The sequence below is a fragment of the Haloarcula sp. H-GB5 genome (assembly GCF_054850705.1).
On sequence record NZ_JBTWBG010000002.1, the window covers coordinates 1,049,039 to 1,066,943 of the forward strand.

Sequence of the window (17,905 nt, forward strand, 5' to 3'; positions counted from 1 at the left end):
TTACACGTAAACCACGACGCCGGTGAGATGACGGAACAGCGTTCTCGGGCCGGACTGCGGGCGCGTCACAGCAGCCAGTCGGGTATACATGTCAACCCGCCCCTATTCGGAGATGACTGGAGAACGTGTGACTGAATGGCATCCAGCACCTCTCACGAACGGCTCGAAGTCGAGCCGATCGACGAGTCCTCGATCCTGTTCGTCGGCGACGACCACTACACGAGTGACACCGTCTGTCTGGTGACCGGCGGCGGGTCGGGTATCGGCCGAGCGACGACGCTGGCGATGGCCGCTAACGGGGTTACCGCCGTCGCGACGGATATCGACGCGGATGGCCTCGCGGAAGTCGCGGACACAGCGGCGGACCTCGACCTCGATGGAACCGTCGAGACGGTGACCGGCGATCTCGCGAACGACGCGGATATCGAGTCCATCGTCGAGACCGCCGCCTCTCATGGCACCGTGCGCTACCTCGCCAACATCGCCGGTCTTCAGCACATCGACGCCATCGAGGACTTCCCGATGGAGAAGTACGACCAGATGCACGACGTGATGTTGCGTGCCCCGCTCGCACTTTCCAAGCACGTCATCCCGCACATCCGCGGCACCGACGACGGCGTGGGTGCCATCGGGAACATGGCGTCGGTCCACGGCCACTACGTCACCTCGGACAAGGTGGCTTACAACGTCTCGAAGTTCGGTCTGCGGGGGCTGACACAGTCTATCGCCGCCGAAGGTGGTGACGGGCTCCGCGGCTTCTCTATCAGTACCGGGTACGTCAAGACGCCGCTGGTCGTCGACCAGATTCCCGACACCGCCGAGCAACGGGGCATCAGTGTCGACGAGGTCATCGACGACGTGATGCTGGGGCAGGCCCGGGTCAAGGAGATGATGGACCCCATCGACGTGGCGAATCTCTTCGTATTCGGCTTCTCGACCCACGCCGACCACCTCAACGGCGGGGACCTGCTGTTCGACGGCGGCATGACAAAAACGTACGAGTGAGACAGTGACGTGAGTCGATGAACTGCCGATGCGCCACACACAGACGGTGCGGAATCGGGCTACCCGACCGGCACACGCGTATTGCGTGCCGGACGGCGGTACCAGTTTATACCAGACGACCAAACACTACGGAATACTGACGCAATGAGCGAACAAAACCACGTAGACTCCATCGTCCACGAACCGAGCCATTCGTTCGTCGAATCGACGAACGTCTGGGAGTTCATGCAGGAATACGACATCGACAACTACGACGAACTCATCGAGCGAACGACCACAGACCTGCCCGAGGAATCCGACTCGGGCGTCGAGTGGTTCTGGGACCTGCTCCCGGAGTACCTCGACATCGAGTTCTTCGAAGCGTACGACGAGGTCCGGGACGATAGTGAGGGGCCGCAGTTCACCGACTGGTACACTGGCGGGATTATCAACGCCGCCCACAACGTCCTGGACCGCCACGCAGCGCGGGACAGCCCGACTCGAAACACGGTCGCACTCATCTGGGAGGGCGAACCCGGCGACGTGCGAGAAGTCACGTACCACGAACTGAATCGGCAGGCCAGCAAGGTAGCGAACTATCTGGAGTCCGTCGGCGTCGGCACCGGCGACACCGTCGGTCTGTATATGCCGATGGTGCCCGAAGTCGCGTCGATACTGTACGGCTGTCTCAAGGTCGGCGCGGTCGCCGTGCCCATCTTCTCCGGGTTCGGCGTCGACGCGACGGCGACCCGTATCGCGGACGCCGAGTGTTCTGTCCTCTTCACCGGCGACGGCTTCTACCGCCGGGGCTCCGAGGTCCACCTCAAAGGGAGCGCCGACGAGGCAATCAAGCAGGCCGGCGAGGAACTCGGGACGACACCGGTCGAACACACAGTCGTCTACGACCGCCTTGGCGTCGCCGACGACCCCGACGAGACCATCCGCTGGACACGTCGCGACGAGTGGTGGGACGAAGCAATAGAGACTGCTGATGACGAGTACGCGGCGAAGGAACTCCCGAGCAATCAGGAGTCGATGTTGCTGTACTCCTCGGGGACGACCGGGAAGCCAAAAGGCATCGTCCACACGCACGCCGGCGCGCTCATGCAGGCGGCCAAGGAGATCTACTTCGGCTTCGACCACAAGCCGAGCGACCGCTTCTTCTGGGTGAGCGACATCGGCTGGATGATGGGCCCGTGGACGCTGCTGGGGAACCACGCCTTCGGCGGGACTGTGTTCATGTATGAGGGCGCGCCGGACCACCCCGAGCCGGACCGTTTCTGGGAGATGATCGACCGCCACGACATCACCACCTTCGGCGTCTCACCGACCGCAGTTCGGGCACTCCGCAAGAAGGGCGACAAGTGGCTGGATGGCCACGATCTCTCCAGCCTGCGGCTGTTGGGATCGACCGGCGAGCCCTGGGACCCCGAGAGCTGGCAGTGGTTCTACGAAAACGTGGGCGACGAGAGCTGCCCCATCATCAACATCTCGGGCGGGACCGAAATCATGGGCTGTTTCCTGATGCCGATGCCGATCCAGTCGCTCAAACCCTGCACGCTGGGCGGTCCAGGGCTGGGGATGGACATCGATATCGTCGATTCCGATGGCGAGTCCATCGCCGACACGCACGAGCGCGGCTATCTGGTCGCTCGGGACTCTTGTCCGTCGATGACCCGGTCGCTCTGGTCGGGCGACGAGCGCTACCTGCACGAGTACTGGTCGACCTGGGACGACATCTGGGACCACGGCGACTGGGCCCAGAAAGACGAGGACGGCCTCTGGTTCCTCCACGGCCGGGCTGACGACGTGCTCAACGTCGCCGGGCGGAAGGTCGGACCGGCGGAGGTCGAAGGGGCGGCGATGGAACACGACGCGGTCAATCAGGCCGCCGCCGTCGGTGCGCCGGACGACACCACCGGCACTGCCGTCGTTCTCTACACCGTGCTGGAACCCGGCTACGAATCCGACGACGACCTCCGGGACGATATCCGCGCCGCCGTCGGCGAGGAACTCGGCAAGCCGTTCCGGCCCCGCGAGGTGCTGTTCGTCGACGAGTTCCCCAAGACTCAGAGCGGGAAAATCATCCGCCGGGCCATCGCTGGCGTCTACCGCGGCGAGGACCTGGGCGACATGTCCAGCATCGAGAACCCCGCGGCGCTGGACGAGATTCGCGAAGCGTCGTAATCAGCTCCCGACGGCATCCTTGGCGGGCTTCTCAAGTCGTAACAGTCCGGGTAGCGCCAGCACCGCTAGGACGACTTCCGTCCCGCCGGCGACGAGGAACGCAACGGGATAGCCGAAGACTCCGGCGACAGTCCCCCCGATAAGAATGCCGGCGAGGAAGCCGACACTACCGAAGATGTTGAACCCGGCCATCGCAGTGCCGCGCTCCGTCTCGCCGGCGAGGTCCGAGACGAGCGCCATCGTCGCCGGGGCCATCAGTGCGCCGATGACACCGGTCAAAACCATTCCTGCCCCGGCGATGGCCACCGTCGGGGCCTGCCCGACGCCCATGACCGTGAGGCCGTACAGCACCGATCCGAGGACGATAGGAATAGTACGGCCAATACGGTCAGAAAGCACGCCAAAAGGATACTGCAGCAGGGCGAACGGGGCGAAAAACAGCGCAAGCATGATTCCTGTCTCGCCAGGCCCAAGTTCGAACGTTTCCCTGAAATACAGGGTTCCGACGAGTGCGAAAAACCCCGCAGTGAGTCGGTCGATGAACCCGAAGGCGTACGGCACGCCGAGCGTCGGCCGCTGTTTGAGCCCGGACACGGTCGCAGCCAGGCCCGATCGCCCGTCCGACGGTGCGCGGTCGGTCACGAGCAGGGCGGCCACCGCGACGACGAGCGACAGCGTGCTCGCCACGTACAGCGGGAGCGTGGTCTGGATTTCGTACAGTTGGCCGCCGAGTGGCGCACCAAGCGCCGTCCCACTGCCGATAGCGATTCCTGCCGCTCCCATGTTCTTGCCGTGGCCGCCGCCGAGATCCATCAGCATCGTCATCGCCAGGGAGAACGCGGCGATCGTAGCCCCACCCTGAAGCACTCGCAAGACCAACACGCCGACAAACGGGAGCGAGACCATCCCGGGAAGCCACGCGATGAGGGCATACAGTACTGCGCCTACGCCCGCTCCGCCGGCGATGTACGGCGTGCGCCGTCCGGTTGCGTCGCTGAGTACACCCCACATACCAGCGAAAACGACAAACGCCCCAAATTCGGCCGCAAGGAACCACATACTCGCGTTCAGGTCCGTCGTCGCACCAAGCGACCGAACGAGTCTGTCGACGCCCGGATACAGCAAGACTTGCGCCAGTAACACGGCGAAGATAACGCCCGCGAGAACGCCCCGGTCTGTACGGTCCGTCACAGATAACCATACAGCGAGCCGAGAAAAATAGATGTCGGACCCGAATACAGGACGCTGCTTGTAGAGCTCTGCAATTACCGACGACAGAACAGCGCGTCCGCTAACCCGGCCAATCCGCGTTACTCAGCGCCGTGGGGCGGAACGAACCCGCAGTTCGAACAGCCGTTGTGCTTCGTCGTCTGGTAGCTCAATTCCGCCCCGCAGTTCGGACAGTTGTACTGATCTGAACTCATTCACGCACTGGTAGTGTTCGACAGTACCTAAACCTTTTCTCGACAATTGTCTATATCTCTTTTTCCGCCGTTTTATGGGATGTAGCGAGGCTTAGACTGCAATCCACCAGCTTGTGGGACGGATAATTACATCATTCAGAAAAGATGAACAAGGGCCTAAAACGAGCGTTGGCCGACGCTTGTAGTTGTTGCCACGCATATACCGGCAGCCGTGTCCGCTCTATGCGCTCGACCACACCGGATCCGGGATTGCTGCCGGCGCAGCCTACATCGACTCCTGTCGAAGTGTTGGAGTGGCAATACACGGGCCGTTAGCAGGTTCTGAGTTCTGGGGTCCGCTACTGGAGACCGCCCGTTTCGGTCGACAGGCGGATTCGGCTGTGTACTTACGTCTGGTGTGGCGAACGTCCCTACTGAGACAGCAAGAGAAACAGCGATACGGAACCGGTGTCGTTCCGTGGCCGTTTACATGTAGCCGAGGTCGCGCAGGCGCTCCATCAGGTCTTCCTTGTCCTGAGCGCGGCCGGCGCGCTCGGTTGTGTTCGCCATGTCCTGCAGCCAGGCGGGCTCTTCGGCGGACTTGTCGGTGCTGACCTCGCTCCCGAGCGAACGGAACCCGGCGAAGTACTTCGGCGAGACCGGCACGTCTTCCTTCTCGATGCCCTCGGGGAGGTCGTCCTGACCCTGTGGGACGTAACCGTCGTCCGGGTAGCCCTCGACCGTGTCCGGGACGACGAAGTTCCAGAAGGCCTCCCACACGTCGGCTTCCGCGAACTGGAGGATCGACTGGATGCGGTCGTGCGGCGGGTAGATGTCCGGGTCGTGACGCGGCGAGAAGAACGTCTCGTCGGCGCGGGACTCCTGCTCGTCCCAGCGGATGCCCGACAGGATGCCGTCCACGTCGTGTTCCTCGATAGTGTCGTTGAGCGCCACCGTCTTCAGGAGGTGGTTACCGACGTAGGTGTCCAGCAGGAACGGGAACGTGTCCTCCTCGTATTCGAGGATGTTCCGGATGTGGTGCTGGTTGTGTTCGGAGAGTTCGTCGACGGGGATGTCGTCACCTGGTTCGAGACCGTTCTCGTCGACGTAGTTGCCCACGTCCTCGTTGCGGGCCCAGATGACATCGAGGTCCCACTCGTCAGCCCAGTGCTCGACGAAGTCGATGAGCTCGTCGAAGTGCTGGTAGTGGTCGATGAAGACGACCGGCGGAACTTCGAGGTCGAAGCGCTCGGCGACTTCCTTGACGAAGTACAGCGTCAGCGTCGAGTCCTTGCCGCCAGTCCACATCACGACAGGGTTCTTGTACTCTTCGAGGCCGGTCTTCGTGACCTCGATAGCCTTCTCGATCTTGTGGTTGACGGTCGGGTACTCTTCGGAGTCTTCGCCTTCCCCGTCAGTGTAATCAACGTCCAGATAGTCCGGGAACTCTGCTGATTCGGACATAGTGTAATGAGATATAATTACGAGTGTCAAGTACTTTTTGGATGGTCGACAGGTGTGTGAGGCGGTGGCAAATAAAATGACGGCCGCGTCCGTTCCGGTCACTCGGGTTTTTTGCTGCCGGCGCAGAAGGTGTGGTATGGACGACCGCCCAACCCTCCCGGCCCGTCTCTTTCACCGCTGGCTGTTGCACTATGTCCCTGTAGCCGCGCTGATCCTGATCGTCAGTGGACTGCTCGGGTACGGGCTCGGCAGCCAGGTCCCCGCAGAGTGGCTTCAGAACCCCGGAACGACCGGCGAGAATCCATTTATGCCGGCTGAACTAACGACAGTCTCACTGACCATTAACAACCTCGGTGCGTTGCTCGTGATGTCGCTCGGTGCGATTTCGCTCGGTTCGATGACGGTTCTGTCGCTCGTCTTGAACGGACTGCTTATCGGTGTTGTGGTCGGTATCGCACTCAAGCAGGTCTCGCCCGTCGTCGTCGCCGCGCTCATCGTCCCACACGGGCTTATCGAGATTCCCGCACTGCTAATCGTCGCCGCCGTTGGACTGCGGTTCGGATGGCGCACGATACAGTATATCCGCGGCCGTACGAAGGAACTGGTCACTGGACAGGATATCCGAGAAGCGGGATGGTTGCTTGCGACAGCCGCTGTGTTAATCGTGATTGCTGCCTACATCGAAGCGAACCTCACCATCGAAATCGCGTCACGATTTACCGACGCTGATCTCTCAGGCCTCACGCCGGCGTAGCGGTCTAAGCCGTTTGCTATTCGCTATTGAGCTACGGCTCGACAAAACTGAATCCGTGACTGGACGCTATGCGGGCCGCGTTACGAGATGAACTCGTTGTCGCGCCAGTTGACGCCCTCTTCTTCCTCACCGTCGCGGGGTTCCTCTGCAACGTTGATCGCAGCGGGCCGCTCTTCCCCATCGACGATGCGGACAGCTTTGAGTTCCTCGTCGACCGCCGCAATTGCTGTCAACGTGCCCTTTTCTGCGACTTTCGCGACCTCACACAAGACCTCGAACATCGCGTACTGGAGCGCGGTGTTCTGGAGCACGGTCTCACGGTCACCCTTGAAACAGGCGTATTCGACGAGTTCGGACTCGATCTCTTCTTCTTCCTCTTCGAGTGCGCCCCACTGGGGGCCACCGCCGGAGCTTCCGGTACTCGCGGCCCCGGGTGGACCCATCTCGTCGGGGTCCTCCTCGTACACCCGGTTCTCGGTGACGCTGGCCTTGAGTTGGGCCGTTGGGGTGTACTTGCTCATGGAGTCGTCCTTGGCGACGGCGCTGACGATTAGCGTATTATTTCGACGAGTAATGTCGATGTCAGCGATTTCAGGTGGAAGGTCCGGATCCTCAAAGAAATCGTAGGCGTCTTCCAGTGGCAGTTCAAGTGTCGAGTGAAGTCTGTATACGCGGCTGGTCATGGTTGGGGAAGCGTGTCTCAGTCGTCGAAGGCCGTCCGCTGACGCTGTAGTCACTACTCCTTAGGGGCCACTTGCTTATATGACCTGTCCTTCATTCGCAGTTTCACCGCTCTATATCAGGGAATTCTTCAGACGTATGTTAAAGGTATTTAGAGATATTCTAGTAGGCCATATGTTAGCGGTATTCAGTGCCTACTAGTCGTCTGCAGGCGTGGGGTCGCCGTCCTCTAGGTCAACATCCGCTTCAATACTGGGCGGGTACTTCCCGCGGTCGAGTTTCAGGTCCGACTGCGGGCGCGCCATGCAGGTCAGTGCGTAGTTCTCCCGTTCCCGGTCGGTCAATCCACGAGCGGCGGGTTGGGTGACCGACCCCTCGACGATTTTCGCCGAACAGGCCAGACACATCCCCACGCGACAGGAATACTCCTGAGCGATACCCTCCTCGATACACCGGGAGAGAATCGTCTCCTTCTCGGAGACGGTAATCTCCTCACCCGTCCCCACAAATGTCACCGTATGCTCGGTCATGCTCGGCCATTTGATACCCCCCAGCAAAACTCTTTATCACCGCTGTCCCGGAGTGAAACGGACTTTTATCCGTCGATGTCGCATCAAACACCCGTCCGTCGCGAGAAATTGTTCCAGCAGTCCGTCTGAAACCCGTAGCGGAATAATTTTCTCTCTCCGGGCAGGACGAGAGTGCATGACCACACACCAGGACGGCAACGCCGGCGGAGAGTCGGCGACGGCACGGACCGTTTCCGTGGACGTTGTCGTCGTCGGGGCCGGAACATCCGGCTGTTACGCCGCCGCGACTATCGCGGATGCAGGCTACGACGTCGTCGTCGTAGAGCGAAAGGACGAGACGGAAGCCGGCCACATCGCCTGTGGGGACGCACTGAAGGGAGCCAGCGACTTCCCCGACGCGATTCCGAAGTCCCAGCTCGAACCGGCCTTTACCAACACGGGTGTCGACCACGGCCGCTTCGAGATACCGCAGGAGGACACTGTCCTCGAAATCCCCGTTCCGGGCGAACTCGCTGTCATCGATCGCTGGGAGTACGGTCGCTGTCTCATCGAGGGTGCAAACGACAGCGGTGTGGAGTTCCACTACGATACGGTCGTTCAGGACGTGCGACAGGACGACAGTGGCCGTGTGACCGGGGTGAAAGCCATGCGGAAGGGCGACCCTGTCACGTACGAGGGTGACATGGTCATCGACGGGGCCGGCGCGCTGTCGATCCTGCAGGACAAAACCGACTTCGAAGACGCGACCTTCGATACGAACGTCCAGTACTCGCAGTTCTGCTCGGCATACCGGGAGATTATCGAGGTAGACGAGCCGGTCGAATGGGACGACGCGCTCGTGTTCAAGCCGACCGAGCGCTCTGCCGGGTATCTCTGGTACTTCCCGCGCACGGACACGGAAATCAATGCTGGCCTCGGGTTCCAGATGAACGAGGAGCCGATGGAACTGGTCGACGACCTCAAGCGCGATCTTCAGGGCCGAAGCGAGTTCGAGGGCGCGGAGGTACAGGACAAACTCGGCGCTGCGCTGCCGACGCGTCGGCCGTACGACTCTGCCGTCGCGCCCGGGTTCATGGCCGTCGGCGACGCTGCTGGACACGTCAATCCGACGACCGGCGGTGGGATCGCCGGTGCAGCCTATGCCGGAACCTACGCCGCCGAACAGGCTATCGAGGCTATCGAGTCCGGCCGAACGGACGACGAAGCCGCGCTCTGGGAGTACAACGAGCGCGTGATGGACCACTTCGGGGCCCGGTACGCTGCGCTTGACGTGTACAATATCTTCACCACTGCCTACGATGTCGACGATCTGATGGCGTTGCTGGCCGCACTGCCCGGCGAGAAGCTCGCCGAAGCGCTGTACGGCGGCTCGACCAGCATCGGGCTCGGACTCAAACTCAAGATGGCCGTCAAGAGCATCGGCCACCTCGGGACGATCCGGGACCTTTACCAGACGAAGAAGGCCGCCGACCGGCTGCTGGACCATTACGAATCCTACCCCAGCGACCGTTCCGGCTTCGAGTCTTGGCAACGCGAGCGTGACTCGATTATGGACGATATCTACGAAGTCACTGGCGCAGAGCCCAAGTACTGATTCGGCGGCTCGGTGTGTTTTTCGGTTGGTTTTGATCTTCTGGCATGAGTTCGCTAAGGGTAGATGTAGCGTTTTGAATTCGGTCTGGATAGTAGTTGAGTAACACATAAACTACAATTTTGAACAACAAGTTTTATTATTCGACAACATGATATCAAAATGAAGTCACTCTGGGGTCGGTCGACCGGGGGGTCACCGAGACGGAGACAGCGTGTCGACCGTCGCCCAAGTGGGGGTCAATCATGCTAGCACACAGATTCAAATCCGACGATAGTGCAGTCTCACCAGTTGTGGGAGTTATACTAATGGTTGCAATAACAATCCTATTGGCGGCGACAGCAGCGACGTTCTTCCTCGATTTCGGTTCCGGGAATCTCGGCCAGAGCGCGCCACAGGCAGCGTTTACGTTCGATTACGAGTCCGGGAGTCCCGACACCCTGACAATTGAGCACCGGAGCGGTGACTCGATCCAGGCCGGAAATCTGTACATCACCGTTAGCGGGGCTAGCGGTGCTTCAGGCGTCAACGGACAACACGATTTCACAGATCTCGACAGTACGTTGGCAGACGGTTCGAAAATCACAGCCGGGTCACGAGTGACGTTTTCAGAACCCTCACTCGACCTCTCGGATGCGACGGTCACGCTGAACTGGAAGTCGCCGGACAGCGATAAGTCAATTCAGCTTGCCAGTTGGGAAGCGCCGTAGCTGCTCACTTGCTCAGCTGACGGATCGCTTCGCTGACGACATCGACGCCGATAGTCAGCGAATCTTCATCGACATCGAACATCGGTGTGTGGTGGCCGCCGGGGTGATCGGTCCCGATACCGACAAATGCCGCCGTTCCACCGTGATCTTGGACGCGGTCCATCAGGTACGTCGCGTCCTCGCTGCCGCCGAGGTCGTCGGTTCGAAGGCGGCTGGTAACGCCGGAAACCGAGTCTGCTGCGTCGTACACTACATCCGCGAGCGCGCCGTCGCTCACCGCACTCGGTGCTTCTGCGGTTGTCTCGATATTGACCTCACAGTCGTGCATCTCGGCCGCGGACGACATGACGGTGTCCGCCCGCTCGCTCATGTATTCCTTGAGTGGGGTCGTTTCACCCCGGACTTCCCCTTCCAGTGTCGCTTCCCCGGGGACGATATTCGTCGCTGTCCCACCCTCGACAACTCCAGCATTAACACGCGTCGCGCCGTCGCCGTGCCGGCGAATCGCATGGAGGTTCTGGACGGCTGTTGCGAGGGCCTGCACAGCGTCCCGTCCCTGTGCCGGATGCCCGCCGGCGTGCGCTGTCTCACCGGCGAATGTCGCCTCGAACTGTCGAACGGCGAGGAAGCCGCCGACGCCAGCGACGATCTCCCCGGTCGGATGGTCGAGTCCGATATGTATCGCCAGCAGGTGGTCCACGTCGTCGAGATGACCGCTCTCGGCGACGGCCTTGCCGCCGCCGATGACCTCCTCTGCTGGCTGGAAGACGACTTTGAACGTGCCACGGAAATCGCTCTCTTTCACGGCCGCTAGCACGCCGAGGCCAATCGTCGCGTGGGCGTCGTGCCCGCAGGCGTGCATGTACCCCTCGTTCGTCGAGCGGAACTCCGCTGTCGTCGGGGCATGTGCCACGCTGTCCGACTCTGGTATCGGCAGCGCGTCGATGTCGACCCTGAGCGCGACGGTCGGTCCCTTGCCCCGTTCGAGTACGGCCAGCGCACCGGTGAAGCCACCAGCAGCGGCCTCCAGCACGTCCTCGCGGGCACCGGCTTCGCGGGCCTTCTGTTGCCAGTCTTCGAGTTCGTCGTCGTCGGGGACTGCCATCCGTGCGTCGCCGTCAACGACATCCTGGCCAGTATACAACTGATCGACGCCGATACGCTCTATTTCGCCGACGATACGACTAGTGGTGTAGAACTCCCGCCACGCGGGTTCAGGATAGCTGTGCAGGTCGCGCCGGACAGACCTGAGCCGCTCCTGCTGGGCTTCGTTCATGCCGGCGAAACGGGTCACAGTTACTTATAAGAAACCACAGGAGCGAACGACGGCTCCCCGACCCTACGATCCGCTGCCGACCTGCGTCCGCTGTTCCACGCCGGCCTCGACGTGGATGGCGTTCGGGAACGTTCGCTGGGTAACGTTCCGGGCGAACTCCTCGTACCCGACGATCTCTATCGTCCGGGTGTAGACGGTGTGGGTCCAGGAATCGAAGCGGCCACCGTCCGGTCCCAGCGTTTTCGACTGTGGAATCCGCAGTTCCTGTGGTTGCTTCGGATGCGGACCCTTGAGTTCGACCCCCTTCTGCTCGGCGCTCTCTTTGATCTCTGTGACAATGTCCTCGAGGCGATGTCGGTCCCCACTGGTGAAGGTAAGCGTCGTGACAAAGGGCATCTGTAGACGAACACTCAGTCGCGAGTGACAAAAGGCCACCTGTTTCCGTTGTGTCTCCGATATTCTCTTAAGTAGCGGTGTCATAAAATCCGATAATGATAGAGGCCACGAGCGCGGGAGCCATCCTCTTTCGCGATACGCGTGGCCGGCGGGAGTACCTCCTGCTCAAGAGCCGACCCGGCGATTGGGAGTTCCCCAAGGGCGGCGTCGAGGGCGAGGAAGAGCTCCAGCAGACCGCCATACGCGAAGTGAAAGAGGAGGCCGGTATCGGCGATTTCCGGCTTTTAGACGGGTTCCGCGAAGACTACGACTACGTGTTCGAGGCGAACGGCAACACCATCCACAAGACGGTCCACCTGTTCGTCGCGAAATCGTTCGAAGCGTCAGCTGAACTGTCCACAGAACACCGCGACCTGCAGTGGCGCGACTACGAACAGGCCATCAACACAGTCACGCAGGACGGTCCCCGCGAGATACTCGAACAGGCAGACGAGTTCCTCGACGACCGGGAAGACGAGAAGTAGAGCCAGTCGCGGTCGATAGCGGCTGCTCAGTGAAATTATGAGCAGCAGGACTGTGTCTCAGGGCCAATACGGGACGAAGTGAGTTCTGTTGTGAGTTATACGCCGGGAGAGGTGTCGCCAACGTATGACTCGTCACCGAACCCGAGCAGTGGCCAAAACACGAATGGGAGGAGCCACATCGCGAGTCCGTATCCGGGTCCCTTTCCGAAGTTCTTCGCAATATCAATATTGATCACAATGAACACCAGTCCGTTGATTACTGGGATGAAAAATAGAATTATCCACCAGGTTTCCCTGTCGGCGATATCCAACATGTAGAGGATATTTAATATCGGAATGAATGATCCCCAGCCCGGTTGTCCGGCTTTCTCGAAGACTTTCCACATTCCTGCAATATATGCGATGAAGGCACCGAACGCGAGCAGAGCGAGAACTATGAAGAAAAGGCCTCCAAAAATTCCAGCGGCAGTACCACCACCGCCAGACTGGAGTAACGCTGTTCCGACACTACCAATCGAACTACTGAGTACTGACATGCACTCACTCATCTCGACCCATATGGAATAAATTCTTTGTGTACTTATTTAACAAGAAACGCACTTTCATAGCCAATTCGCTTTAGCTCTCAATATCAAATTCAGTAATCTTGTTTCCGGACCGGAACCAAATGACGAAGGATGAGCCGAAGTGACTGAGTTACCCGGAGAAAGCGGGTTTATTTAGACCGAAGCCAAATCAGTGCTATGACCAGTTCCGAGTTCGCCTTCGAGCTGGCCGTCTGCCAGTGGGCCGAGCGAGCGTGGTCGCCATCTGACGACGCGGCGGTGCTGGTCGCCAGACAGTTCGGGACGAAACACCGCCGCTGGGATACGATTGTACTGGAGTGTGATCCCGTCGGACTTCAGGAACGGGCGAAGTTCGGGACAGAATCGTTTCACTCGGACCTCTTGCATGTCCTCCGGCACGCGCCGGCCGACTGGACCTACTACCGCGACGCGCTGCCTGATCCGGGCTATCCGTGGCGGTATGTCCGGGAGTCGATTCACGAGGCGGCCGACCGGGACGCTATCGAGACCCGAAAGCGTAGCAACCGCATCGAAATCCGTCGGGTGCGCCCCTATCCTGACTGGCTCCGGCGGATCATCGCCATCGAGAACAAGCCCGATCTGACGGCCAGCGCCGCTAGGAATCTCATCCCACAACTGGAACGGGACATCGCGCTCTCGCTGGCCGACGAGGTGTGGGTTGCGACGGCGGCGACTGACGAGCGCGTGGAGCCGATTCTGCTGGCGGACCTGCCAGCAGCTGCCGGCGTGTTGACAGTCGACCCAGAATCCGGCACGGCCGAGGCGGCCTGGCAACCGCGGTCGTTGTCAGTTGACGAGCCCGGAACGCGCATTCTCGACCGGCCAGACGACGACACCAGCGCGGCGCGGTTCGAGTACGTGGACACCGACTGGAAGCACGAGCGGCGTCTCGCCATCGCTGAGCGAGCGTACGCTCGCGGGTGGCGTGCCTACGCAGACACGATGCGCCCCGATTGCAGGCACTTCCAGCTCAGTACCGACGAGACTGGCGTGTACCCCCACTGCGCAGCGAAAGACTGTCTGCCGACAGCGGCGGAGTGTCGAGGACAGTGTCCGTCCTACGAGCCCGAGCCGCCGGCGTGGCGGTCGATGGACTGGCCGCTCGACGGCGGACCGGGTAAGGCAATAAAACGGGTGTTAGCACGGCGACGACGCCGCCAGCGGCCGGAACTGCCGGAGTAGCGGACCGATACCGCGACCTGGACTTATTCTTCAGATAGCTCGATATCTAGTTCGTCGCGCGGAACGGCCAGTCTGAACGTCGGGACTGTCTTCTCGACCGTCTCCACGATACCCTTGTCTGCGAGGCTGCGAAGCGCGGAGCGGACACCGTCGGTGTCGCGGTCCTCGCCGACCTCGCGGAGGGCGTGTAACACGGCGACGACGCTCTGGCTCTCCTCGTCGGGTCCGGCAATCACGTCGACGATAGCCTGCTGGAGCGGGGTGACTGTCACCGTCTGAATCCGTTCGGAGTCCTCCCCATCGATGAGCGTCGTCGCTTCCGGCGTCGCACAGATGAGGCTGTTGTCGTTGCGGTAGTAGTACTCCTTGAGTTCGGATTCGAGGTACTGGTGGACCTCGCTCCCGCTGTCCATGTCCCAGCGCTCCTGTAGCTCGCCGTTTTTCGTCGGCTGGAGTTCGACGATGTCGGCAAGCCGTTCGCGGGCCTCCTCCGAGAGGGTCATGGCCCGTCGGTACGGTGACCACGTATTTCGGTGTTCTGAATCCGGGTAAGGCTCACTCGTGTCTGAGCGCGTCGATGGGGTCGACCCGCGCTGCCCGCCACGCCGGGTAGAGACCGGCGACGACGCCGACTAGCACGCCGACGCCGACCGCCAACGCCATCCAGAGCGGCGCAAGCGAGAACGTCACTTCGGCGTACCGCGTCGCCCCGTAGCCGACGAGCAGTCCGAGCGGGACGCCGAGCAGCGAGCCGATAGTTCCGAGGAGTGTGGCTTCGACGAGGAACACCTGCATCACGTCGCGGTTGCGCGCCCCGACGGCTTTCATGATGCCGATTTCGCGGGTCCGTTCGGTGACGCTGACGAGCATCACGTTGGCGATGCCGATCGCGCCAACGACGAGCGCGATGACGGCGATGCCGGTGACAAAGCGCGTGATTCGCTCGATGACGTCGCTAATCTCCTCGACAAAGTCGTTTCCGGACCGGGCGACCAGTTCCGTGTCGTCGGCCGACAGCGACCGCGCGTCAGACGCACCGGTGAGGTACGTCTGAATCGCCGACTGCGTCTCCGGAATCTCCCGAGGGTCGACGACGAGGGTTACCTGCGGGTATGCCCGCTGTCGGACGCCCGCTGACGGGCTCTCGACGACCGACTCATAGAAGGGGTCGATGGGGACGTACACCCGCGGCTGGCGGGCGAACTCACTGACCGGGACTTCCCCGCGTGTCCCGTTGACGACGCCAACCACGGTGACGTTCCGCTCGTTGCCGTCGGGCATCGTCATCGTGAGTCGCTCGCCGGTCGTGAGGTTCTCCGAGAACGACCCGGCCATACGCTCGTTGACGACGACGGCTTCCTCGTCAGTCTCGAAGGAGCGCCCCTCGACGAGGACCCTTGGCGTGAAACTGGCCGGCCGCGTCGCTGTGACCTGCTGTCTGGCCAGTGTCTGGTTCCCGTGCTGTACCGACTGCGTTTGGACGATTCCACGCGGGAGCACCGCCTGTACCCCAGCAATCCCCTCTAGCTTCTGAATGTCGTGCTCGGTAAACACCGGCTGGAGCGTCCGGTCGAAGTCGTCATCGCCGGACGGGGTGCCGAACACGTAGATGTTGCCCGCGTTCGATGTCTCGATGTCGCCGACGATTTCGGCCTCGACGCTGGCCCCGAACGTGGCGAAGGTGATGACCGACGCGATGCCGATAACGACGCCGACAACTGTCAGCGCCGACCGGAGCTTGTGCGCTCTGATGGACCGGAGCGTGATGCGCACGCTTTCGCCGGTGTCCATCAGTACTCGCCCCCGGAGACATCCTCGACGGACTGGATGTGGCCGTCTTCGACGTGGACGATTCGCTCCGCCCGCTCGGCGACGTGGCGTTCGTGGGTCACCAGCAGGAACGTGTTGCCCGCCGCATGGAGGTCATCGAACAGGTCGAGTATCTGTGCGCCGGTATCCGTGTCGACGTTGCCGGTGGGCTCGTCGGCGAGAATCAACGCCGGGTCCGTCGACAGCGCCCGGGCGATGGCGACCCGCTGGCGCTGGCCGCCGCTTAGTTCAGAGGGGACGTGGTCGGTTCGGTCGCCGAGTCCGACCTCAGAGAGGAGCGACACCGCCCGCTCGCGGCGACGGGCGCGGTCCCAGCCGTCGAAGACGAGCGGCAGGGCGACGTTTTCGACCGCAGTCAGCCGCGGCATGAGGTTGAATGTCTGGAAGACAAAGCCGACCTCGGTCCCGCGGATGTCGGCCCGTTCGGCCTCGCTGGCGGCCGAAACGTCCTGTCCGTTGACCACGACCTGCCCCGACGACGGCGTATCCAGCCCGCCGATGAGGTTCAACAGCGTGCTCTTCCCGGAGCCGCTCGGCCCCATCACCGCCGTGTACGACCCCGCCGTCAGGTCCAGACTCACGTCGTCCAGCGCCGTCACCGTCCCGCCGAGGTCGTACTGCTTGCTGACGCCGTCGACGCGGACAGTCGTGTTCGCTGACTCGCTCACGGCCACGTGTACGGACTGGACGGCAATGAGGGGTTCGCCCTCTGTCATAGTAGTCCGCGCTGTGACAGGAGCAACCCACTTACCATTCCAGTCCTAAGCCCGGACAATGACAGCCGATACCGGACGGAAACTGGCTATCGTTGCGGTGTTCGTCACCATTGGACTACTGGCTGTGGGGGCAGTCGCCGGCGTTTCCGGCTTCGAGCAGATGGGGCAGCCGTCCGGCGACGACGTGCTTGAGCAAACCGAGCAGCGCTACGACGCGGCCGAAACAATTACCGGGACTGCGACAGTGACCGTTACGAACGACTCGGAATCGAAGGCTGCGACAGTGGAGTACGCCGCCGCTGAACCGAACAAAACGTGGGCCGCCGTCACGAGTGAGAACCGGTCCTACGAGATGGGGACGAACGGGACCGTCGTCTGGGCGGTCGGCGAGAACCAGTCATATGCTCGCGAACTGACCGAGGAGTCCGTGGCGATGAACGACACCACCGACCCGGTTCCCGAGGAGAACGTCACTGCGACGCTCCGGGGGACTGAGGAGGTCAACGGCGAATCGACGTACGTTCTCGACCTCGAACCAACCAACGAGAGCATCGACGCGCCGAACACGACGCTGTGGGTCGATACCGAGGACTACCGCGTCCACAAGATGACCACTGACGACGGAACGAACCGGACGGAACTCACCGTCGAAGAAACGAACTTCAACGTCAGTATCGACGACAGCCAGTTCGCCCCGCCGGCTGACCGGGTGGCCGTCACGACCGTCGAAACGTACGACACCTACGACGCGGCCCAGTCCGCGACGGATCTGGACCTGCCGGCGTACGAGAACGGGACTTTCGAGGAAGCCCGGTACATCAGCCGGCCCGAGAGTACGGCCGTGGCCCAGCAGTACGACGATGACGGCGAGAACGTGACGATTCTGACCGCGACCGGCGCATCGAGCTATCTGGACGATGCGGAGAACGGGACGGCGGTGCAGGTGAACGGGCAGAACGCGACCGCAATAGAGCGCGACGACAGGGCTGTGGTCTACTGGACCGGGGACGATGTCACGACTGGCGTGGTCGTCGAGGGGACGACCGACGAGGCCGTCGCCGTCGCTGAAGAACTGTAGCGACGCCCGCCA

At 61.7% G+C, this 17,905-nt stretch carries 18 protein-coding genes; 8 read left to right on the forward strand and 10 right to left on the reverse strand.

Annotated features, from left to right (window positions below; all coding sequences use genetic code 11):
* The first annotated feature begins 135 nt into the window (after positions 1 to 135).
* Entirely contained in the window at positions 136 to 1,005 is an 870-nt protein-coding gene (locus ACYJ11_RS13315) for an SDR family oxidoreductase (protein WP_461648129.1), read from the forward strand.
* A 144-nt stretch (positions 1,006 to 1,149) separates the two neighbouring features.
* On the forward strand, positions 1,150 to 3,171 hold the full coding sequence (locus ACYJ11_RS13320; protein WP_461648130.1) for an acyl-CoA synthetase: 2,022 nt from the start codon (positions 1,150 to 1,152) through the stop codon (positions 3,169 to 3,171).
* On the opposite strand, the gene ACYJ11_RS13325 is transcribed toward ACYJ11_RS13320, so the two are convergent.
* Both ACYJ11_RS13325 and ACYJ11_RS13330 read right to left on the reverse strand, forming a co-directional pair.
* On the reverse strand, positions 3,172 to 4,362 hold the full coding sequence (locus ACYJ11_RS13325) for an MFS transporter (protein ID WP_461648131.1): 1,191 nt from the start codon (positions 4,360 to 4,362) through the stop codon (positions 3,172 to 3,174).
* A 698-nt stretch (positions 4,363 to 5,060) separates the two neighbouring features.
* On the reverse strand, positions 5,061 to 6,038 hold the full coding sequence (locus tag ACYJ11_RS13330; RefSeq protein WP_461648132.1) for a phosphoadenosine phosphosulfate reductase family protein: 978 nt from the start codon (positions 6,036 to 6,038) through the stop codon (positions 5,061 to 5,063).
* A gap of 136 nt (positions 6,039 to 6,174) precedes the next feature.
* Between ACYJ11_RS13330 and ACYJ11_RS13335 the strand changes: the two genes are divergently transcribed.
* Positions 6,175 to 6,792, forward strand: a complete 618-nt coding sequence (locus ACYJ11_RS13335; protein WP_170095945.1) for a stage II sporulation protein M — start codon at positions 6,175 to 6,177, stop codon at positions 6,790 to 6,792.
* 80 nt (positions 6,793 to 6,872) lie between these two features.
* Here ACYJ11_RS13335 and ACYJ11_RS13340 read toward each other — a convergent pair whose 3' ends face one another.
* Both ACYJ11_RS13340 and ACYJ11_RS13345 read right to left on the reverse strand, forming a co-directional pair.
* A complete protein-coding gene (locus ACYJ11_RS13340; protein WP_005534746.1) occupies positions 6,873 to 7,475 on the reverse strand; it encodes a DUF7110 family protein in 603 nt (200 codons plus the stop codon).
* Between the two features lie 195 nt (positions 7,476 to 7,670).
* Positions 7,671 to 8,003: a 2Fe-2S iron-sulfur cluster-binding protein gene (locus tag ACYJ11_RS13345; protein WP_188976798.1), complete on the reverse strand. Its 333-nt coding sequence runs from the start codon at positions 8,001 to 8,003 to the stop codon at positions 7,671 to 7,673.
* Between the two features lie 175 nt (positions 8,004 to 8,178).
* On the opposite strand from ACYJ11_RS13345, the gene ACYJ11_RS13350 reads away from it, so the two are divergent.
* Both ACYJ11_RS13350 and ACYJ11_RS13355 read left to right on the forward strand, forming a co-directional pair.
* Positions 8,179 to 9,597 carry a geranylgeranyl reductase family protein gene (locus tag ACYJ11_RS13350; RefSeq protein WP_461648133.1) on the forward strand — a complete coding sequence of 473 codons (1,419 nt, stop codon included), beginning with the start codon at positions 8,179 to 8,181 and terminating at the stop codon, positions 9,595 to 9,597.
* A 242-nt stretch (positions 9,598 to 9,839) separates the two neighbouring features.
* Positions 9,840 to 10,304 (forward strand): type IV pilin, encoded by a 465-nt coding sequence (locus tag ACYJ11_RS13355; protein WP_461648134.1) that lies wholly within the window; start codon positions 9,840 to 9,842, stop codon positions 10,302 to 10,304.
* Between the two features lie 4 nt (positions 10,305 to 10,308).
* On the opposite strand, the gene ACYJ11_RS13360 is transcribed toward ACYJ11_RS13355, so the two are convergent.
* A complete protein-coding gene (locus tag ACYJ11_RS13360; protein ID WP_461648135.1) occupies positions 10,309 to 11,580 on the reverse strand; it encodes an amidohydrolase in 1,272 nt (423 codons plus the stop codon).
* A gap of 63 nt (positions 11,581 to 11,643) precedes the next feature.
* Positions 11,644 to 11,976 carry an uS10/mL48 family ribosomal protein gene (locus tag ACYJ11_RS13365; RefSeq protein WP_005534740.1) on the reverse strand — a complete coding sequence of 111 codons (333 nt, stop codon included), beginning with the start codon at positions 11,974 to 11,976 and terminating at the stop codon, positions 11,644 to 11,646.
* A gap of 95 nt (positions 11,977 to 12,071) precedes the next feature.
* On the opposite strand from ACYJ11_RS13365, the gene ACYJ11_RS13370 reads away from it, so the two are divergent.
* Positions 12,072 to 12,500, forward strand: a complete 429-nt coding sequence (locus ACYJ11_RS13370) for a bis(5'-nucleosyl)-tetraphosphatase (RefSeq protein ID WP_461648136.1) — start codon at positions 12,072 to 12,074, stop codon at positions 12,498 to 12,500.
* 95 nt (positions 12,501 to 12,595) lie between these two features.
* On the opposite strand, the gene ACYJ11_RS13375 is transcribed toward ACYJ11_RS13370, so the two are convergent.
* Entirely contained in the window at positions 12,596 to 13,036 is a 441-nt protein-coding gene (locus tag ACYJ11_RS13375; RefSeq protein WP_229775246.1) for a DUF5684 domain-containing protein, read from the reverse strand.
* Positions 13,037 to 13,243: 207 nt separating this feature from the next.
* On the opposite strand from ACYJ11_RS13375, the gene ACYJ11_RS13380 reads away from it, so the two are divergent.
* Complete coding sequence (locus ACYJ11_RS13380; protein ID WP_461648137.1) at positions 13,244 to 14,269, forward strand: DUF5787 family protein; 1,026 nt, start codon at positions 13,244 to 13,246, stop codon at positions 14,267 to 14,269.
* A gap of 23 nt (positions 14,270 to 14,292) precedes the next feature.
* Here ACYJ11_RS13380 and ACYJ11_RS13385 read toward each other — a convergent pair whose 3' ends face one another.
* From ACYJ11_RS13385 to ACYJ11_RS13395, 3 genes are read right to left on the reverse strand one after another with little or no spacing between them, the layout of a single operon-like run.
* Complete coding sequence (locus ACYJ11_RS13385; protein ID WP_461648138.1) at positions 14,293 to 14,772, reverse strand: DUF5797 family protein; 480 nt, start codon at positions 14,770 to 14,772, stop codon at positions 14,293 to 14,295.
* 52 nt (positions 14,773 to 14,824) lie between these two features.
* Positions 14,825 to 16,060 (reverse strand): ABC transporter permease, encoded by a 1,236-nt coding sequence (locus ACYJ11_RS13390; protein ID WP_461648139.1) that lies wholly within the window; start codon positions 16,058 to 16,060, stop codon positions 14,825 to 14,827.
* Complete coding sequence (locus tag ACYJ11_RS13395) at positions 16,060 to 16,815, reverse strand: ABC transporter ATP-binding protein (RefSeq protein WP_461648140.1); 756 nt, start codon at positions 16,813 to 16,815, stop codon at positions 16,060 to 16,062. The genes ACYJ11_RS13390 and ACYJ11_RS13395 overlap by 1 nt, the downstream gene beginning before the upstream one ends.
* A 58-nt stretch (positions 16,816 to 16,873) precedes the next feature.
* Between ACYJ11_RS13395 and ACYJ11_RS13400 the strand changes: the two genes are divergently transcribed.
* Positions 16,874 to 17,893 carry a LolA family protein gene (locus tag ACYJ11_RS13400; protein ID WP_461648141.1) on the forward strand — a complete coding sequence of 340 codons (1,020 nt, stop codon included), beginning with the start codon at positions 16,874 to 16,876 and terminating at the stop codon, positions 17,891 to 17,893.
* Positions 17,894 to 17,905 lie beyond the last annotated feature (12 nt).